This window comes from Actinomyces sp. MRS3W, from assembly GCF_032465695.1.
Classification (GTDB): Bacteria; Actinomycetota; Actinomycetes; order Actinomycetales; family Actinomycetaceae; genus Actinomyces.
This window is the reverse complement of sequence record NZ_JAWDJJ010000239.1, coordinates 1-4020: the sequence shown is the minus strand read 5'-3', so window position 1 is coordinate 4020 and position 4020 is coordinate 1. Positions and strand designations below refer to the sequence as shown.

The window sequence follows — 4020 nt, the reverse complement described above, 5'->3', positions numbered from 1 at the left end:
GGCCAGTTCAAGGGAGCGGCCGTCGGGCTGGACCCTGCCGACGTTGAGGTCATAGATCTGCTGGTAGGCGCGGCCGTCGCCGAGCGTACGTGCGGCGATGTCCCACATGTTGTCGTGGTAGCGCCCCGCTGGGGGCTGGACCACGTAGACGCGCTGGCCGACGAGTTCTGCTCCGACGTCGGCGGGCAGTTCGGTATCGCCCAGCATGTAGCGCACCTCCTGGTCCGCATCCTGATTCTGCGCGCCGGGGCTGTCTGCGGTGGGCGCGGCGTCCCGGCTGTGTGAGGCCGCTACTGAGGTCGCTGTGGTGTCGGCGATGGTGTCCGTTTGGACCGCCGCGACTGGGGCGGGCTGCGGAGCGGTAGCCGGTGCCGCTGCGGCGGCAGGCGCGACGACGGCGCCGAGAACCAGGGCGGAAGTGACCAGGCGGCGTACCAGCGCCTGGGTGCCGCCCGCGAGCGGCACATGCGCGGGCAGGCCGTGTCCCCGCAGTGCGGAGGCGAACTCGACGATGGTGCAGGCGGTGAATTGCAACCACGCCAGCCACACCACCCAGTTGAGTACGCCCAGCACGGCGTCAAGGGAGACCGCCCGGGTGATGAGTGACACGTCCAGGTGGTCGGGCAGCGGCGGCGGTCCCGCCTGCCAGAGCATGAGGCAGGGCACGCCGAAGATCACGGCTGCGAGGACGGCGGCAGACAGGAGTGAGCGCCAGGTGGGCTCACGCTGGTCCGGCGCCGGGGCGCGGAAGCGGGCCGGTCCGGGTGCCGTCTGCTGGAGCGTCGGGGTCACGATTCCTCCTGGTTGATACCGACCGCAGCATGGGCCGTACCAGTGACATGCACGTGCACGCTGCCCATGCCCACGAGACGGAGCGTGGTGGTGGGAACGTCCTCCTCCAGCGTGACGATGACCTCCGATCCGGTCACGGTCACGCTGAAGCCATCGGGGCTGATACCCGAGCGGGTGAGGTAGCTGCGGGCGGCCGAGCGGGCGCCTGCGGCGTCGAGGGTGACGCCGCCGCTGCCGCGCAGTGAGCCTCCCGCAATCTGTTGGGCGCCGGCCCGGGCGGCCTGCTCGGCCGTATCGGCCAGGGTGGCGCGTGCGTTGAGCGCTTTCCCGCCGTCGATGCATAACCCGGCCAGCGCCATGAGCACGGCAACCACGATGACGGCGAAGACGGAAGTCGAGCCGCGTTCGCGGGTGTCGGTGGTCATCGGGTTCCCCTCCAGGTGTCGACTGGTGAGACTGAGTTGGAGCTGACGGTGGTGGTTCCGGGCAGGAAGACCAGGCCGAGGTCGGCCAAGCGCACCTCGCAGCTGACGGTGACCTCCACCGAGCCGCCCCGGGAGAAGCCGGATACGTCCGTGGCCGACGTGCATGCGGCGTTGGCGGTGTCGGCCGCAGCCAGGCTGGCGGAGGCGGCACGCGCGGCCGCGCCGACGGAGCGTTCCATGGAGGCGGCGCGGGCGGCGTCACGCGCGGCGGCCTGGGCCATACCCTCGGCGGAGACCCAGCGCCCCGCCGCTACCACGAGCATGACGACCATAAGCAGGACCGGGGCGATGACAACCATCTCCACCGACATGGTGCCGCGTTCACCGGCCCGCCGAGCAGCCAGGTGGCGGCGGGCGGCCCCGGTGCGGAAGCCGCCTTTCACGTGTCCTCCCGGAAGGTCTCGATGGGGGCGGTGACAGCGGCCTTAATGCGTGGGGCCAGGCCGGCCACAATGTCCATGGAGGTGCCGGTGACGGTGACCCGCGCCTGCTCGCCGTCCACGACGACGCTCACATCGACTCCGGTTAGGGCGCGGCCGCCACCCACCTGGCCCGCGTACCGCACGCCGTCGGCCTCCGCTTGGGAGATCTCGGACGGCGCGGTGCCACCCTCGCGTACCACCCGGATGGTTTCCCGGGCAGTAGCCATGGCCACCTCGTTGCCGTACCAGGACAACGCGACCTGGACAGTGACGAGGATGATGAGCATGAGCAGCGGGAAGAAGACCAGGAGCTCCACCGAGGAAGCCCCGGTCTCCTCGCGCAGTCGTCTGCGCAGCGGCGCCAACAGGGTCATCGGTCAGCCCAGGCTGGGCACCTCAAGGTTCGAGGAGGCGTCTTGAACGAGCCCGTAGATGACTCGTCCCACCAGGGCGGCCAGGACAATGAGGAATCCGGTAATGATGACCCATTCAACCGTGGAGGCGCCTTTCTCGGCGTCGGCACCGTGCAGGCGCCTGCGGGTCGCGTGGGTGAGGTTGCCGGCGATGATTTGCAGTGTGCACATGAGACGGAGCATGTCGGTTCCTTTCTGCAGGGTTCTTTCTCAAGGGGGAATCGGGGCGTGGTAGAAGGGGTCACGTGCTGCCCATAATCCCGGCGAGAGCCGGATAGACGAGGAACACGATGAACCCCATGGCGATGATGAGTTGAGCCACGAGCATGGATTCAGAACTCTCTCCGGCCTTGCCCTCGGCGTCGGCAAGTTCGCGGCGTCGCATGCTGGTGGCCCGCGCGGCGAGCGACTCACGGATCTTGGCTCCATCCTCGGCGACCAGACCGAGGGCAGCCGACAGATCGCGCAATTCGTCAATGCGCAGCTGCTCCCCGAGCTGTCCCATGGCAGCCCAGGGGGTCTCGCCACGCAGACGAGCGGAGGACAGGGCGTCGCGAATGCGCACCATGGCGGGGTCATCGGAGAGCGTTGCGGCCGCGTCGAGTGCCTCCGGAACGCCCCGGCCGGCGGCCAGCGACATAGACACCAGGTCGAGGTAGGACCCCACAACGTGCCGGAAGTCGCGGCGTGCCGCTTCGGCCTGGCTGCGCAAGCGGACGGTCGGCAGCACTGCCGCTAGTAGTCCGAGGATGAGGCATACCAGCACCGGCGTCTGCCAGGCGGTGACCATCCCCCATGCGCCCGCCAGGCCGACCAGCGTCAGCGGAGCTGCGAAAGCGATCAACCCGGACATGAGCGAAATGACGAGGTGCCGTTCCATGGATCTGCCCACGACGGCCAAGTCGGCTGCCAGCGACCCTAGTTCCAGGCCGGTGCGGCGTAGCAGGGCGGCGGCACGAAAGCCCATAGCGTCGAGCCAGTCCGGCAGGGCACGTTCAACCGGGTTGAGACGCTGAGCGTCCCGGCGCAGTCGGGTCTCGTCCCGCATGGTGTCGAGTTCGACCAGGGCGGGTGCCGGTTGCACCCGCGGCGGCGCGATCACCAGGATGAGCAGGAGGACGCCGGCGCCACAGACCGCGCCTCCGATCAGGATCCAGGTATTCATGCGGCCTCCTTCGCCGGCTCGACGCCGACGGCGCTGACGGTGAGGAAGCGACGCGGGAGCACAACCCCGGACAGCCGCCGCATCCACATCAGCCCGATCGCGAACAGGCCGACCACGATGAGCAGAACGAGCTGCCCCTGCACGGTGGAGTAGGGCGCAACGAAGCTGCGGTTGAACAGTGCCAGGCCCAGCATGACCAGAACCGAGAACACCACAACGATCTGGGCTGAGCGACGGGTGCCGGCGCGGGAGGCCGAGACTCGCTGACGCATGTCAAGCTCGGCGCGGGCGGTATCCGCAAGCGCGCCGAGCAGCTGCCGCAGTCCTGGACCGCGCAGCCGCGAGTTCATCATGAGCGCCGATACGATGAGATCCGCCGTCGGGTCATCCAGGTCATCGGCGAACTGGCGCAGCGCGGTAGCCAGCGGCACCCGCACTCGCATCCGATCCGCCAGCAGCGCCAGGTCCTCACGGATGACCGGGGCAGCGGCGTAGACCGTGGCGGGGATGGCCTGCTCTAGGCCCACGGCGCCGGCGATGGTGTCACGCAATGACTCCGCCCAGGTGGCCAGGGCTTCTATCTTGGCGGCTGCGACGCGCTCCTGCCGGGCGCCGCCGAATAACGCCGGCCACACCAGTACCAACACCCCGCCCGCGGCCGCCAGAACAATCCAGCGGGTGAGCACAAATACGGCACCGGCGACGCCGGCGGCAACCAGGAATCGTCGCAGCCTGCTTGCGGG

General features: G+C 69.2%; 6 protein-coding genes and 1 pseudogene. All 7 read right to left on the bottom strand.

The features are described 5' to 3' along the window. Nucleotides 1–792: pseudogene (locus RWX45_RS09325) on the bottom strand (hypothetical protein); the annotation flags it as partial. Beyond that, nucleotides 789–1217, bottom strand: a complete 429-nt coding sequence (locus tag RWX45_RS09320; RefSeq protein ID WP_316023456.1) for a Tad domain-containing protein — start codon at nt 1215–1217, stop codon at nt 789–791. The gene RWX45_RS09320 and the pseudogene RWX45_RS09325, both read right to left, overlap by 4 nt. Then, nucleotides 1214–1660, bottom strand: coding sequence for a TadE/TadG family type IV pilus assembly protein (locus RWX45_RS09315; protein ID WP_316023455.1), 447 nt, complete (start codon nt 1658–1660; stop codon nt 1214–1216). The genes RWX45_RS09320 and RWX45_RS09315 overlap by 4 nt, the downstream gene beginning before the upstream one ends. Further along, nucleotides 1657–2073 (bottom strand): pilus assembly protein, encoded by a 417-nt coding sequence (locus RWX45_RS09310; RefSeq protein ID WP_316023454.1) that lies wholly within the window; start codon nt 2071–2073, stop codon nt 1657–1659. The genes RWX45_RS09315 and RWX45_RS09310 overlap by 4 nt, the downstream gene beginning before the upstream one ends. Before the next feature lie 3 nt (nt 2074–2076). Then, nucleotides 2077–2295, bottom strand: a complete 219-nt coding sequence (locus tag RWX45_RS09305; RefSeq protein ID WP_316023453.1) for a hypothetical protein — start codon at nt 2293–2295, stop codon at nt 2077–2079. A 58-nt stretch (nt 2296–2353) separates the two neighbouring features. After that, complete coding sequence (locus tag RWX45_RS09300) at nt 2354–3277, bottom strand: type II secretion system F family protein (protein WP_316023452.1); 924 nt, start codon at nt 3275–3277, stop codon at nt 2354–2356. After that, nucleotides 3274–4020: type II secretion system F family protein (locus RWX45_RS09295; RefSeq protein WP_316023451.1), on the bottom strand; the 747-nt coding region annotated here is incomplete at its 5' end. The genes RWX45_RS09300 and RWX45_RS09295, both read right to left, overlap by 4 nt.

Excerpts from the sequence above, each read along its gene's own strand:
- RWX45_RS09320 (WP_316023456.1), bottom strand. The coding sequence starts at position 1,217 with ATGACCACCGACACCCGCGAACGCGGCTCGACTTCCGTCTTCGCCGTC.
- RWX45_RS09310 (WP_316023454.1), bottom strand. The coding sequence starts at position 2,073 with ATGACCCTGTTGGCGCCGCTGCGCAGACGACTGCGCGAGGAGACCGGG.
- RWX45_RS09305 (WP_316023453.1), bottom strand. The coding sequence starts at position 2,295 with ATGCTCCGTCTCATGTGCACACTGCAAATCATCGCCGGCAACCTCACC.
- RWX45_RS09300 (WP_316023452.1), bottom strand. The coding sequence starts at position 3,277 with ATGAATACCTGGATCCTGATCGGAGGCGCGGTCTGTGGCGCCGGCGTC.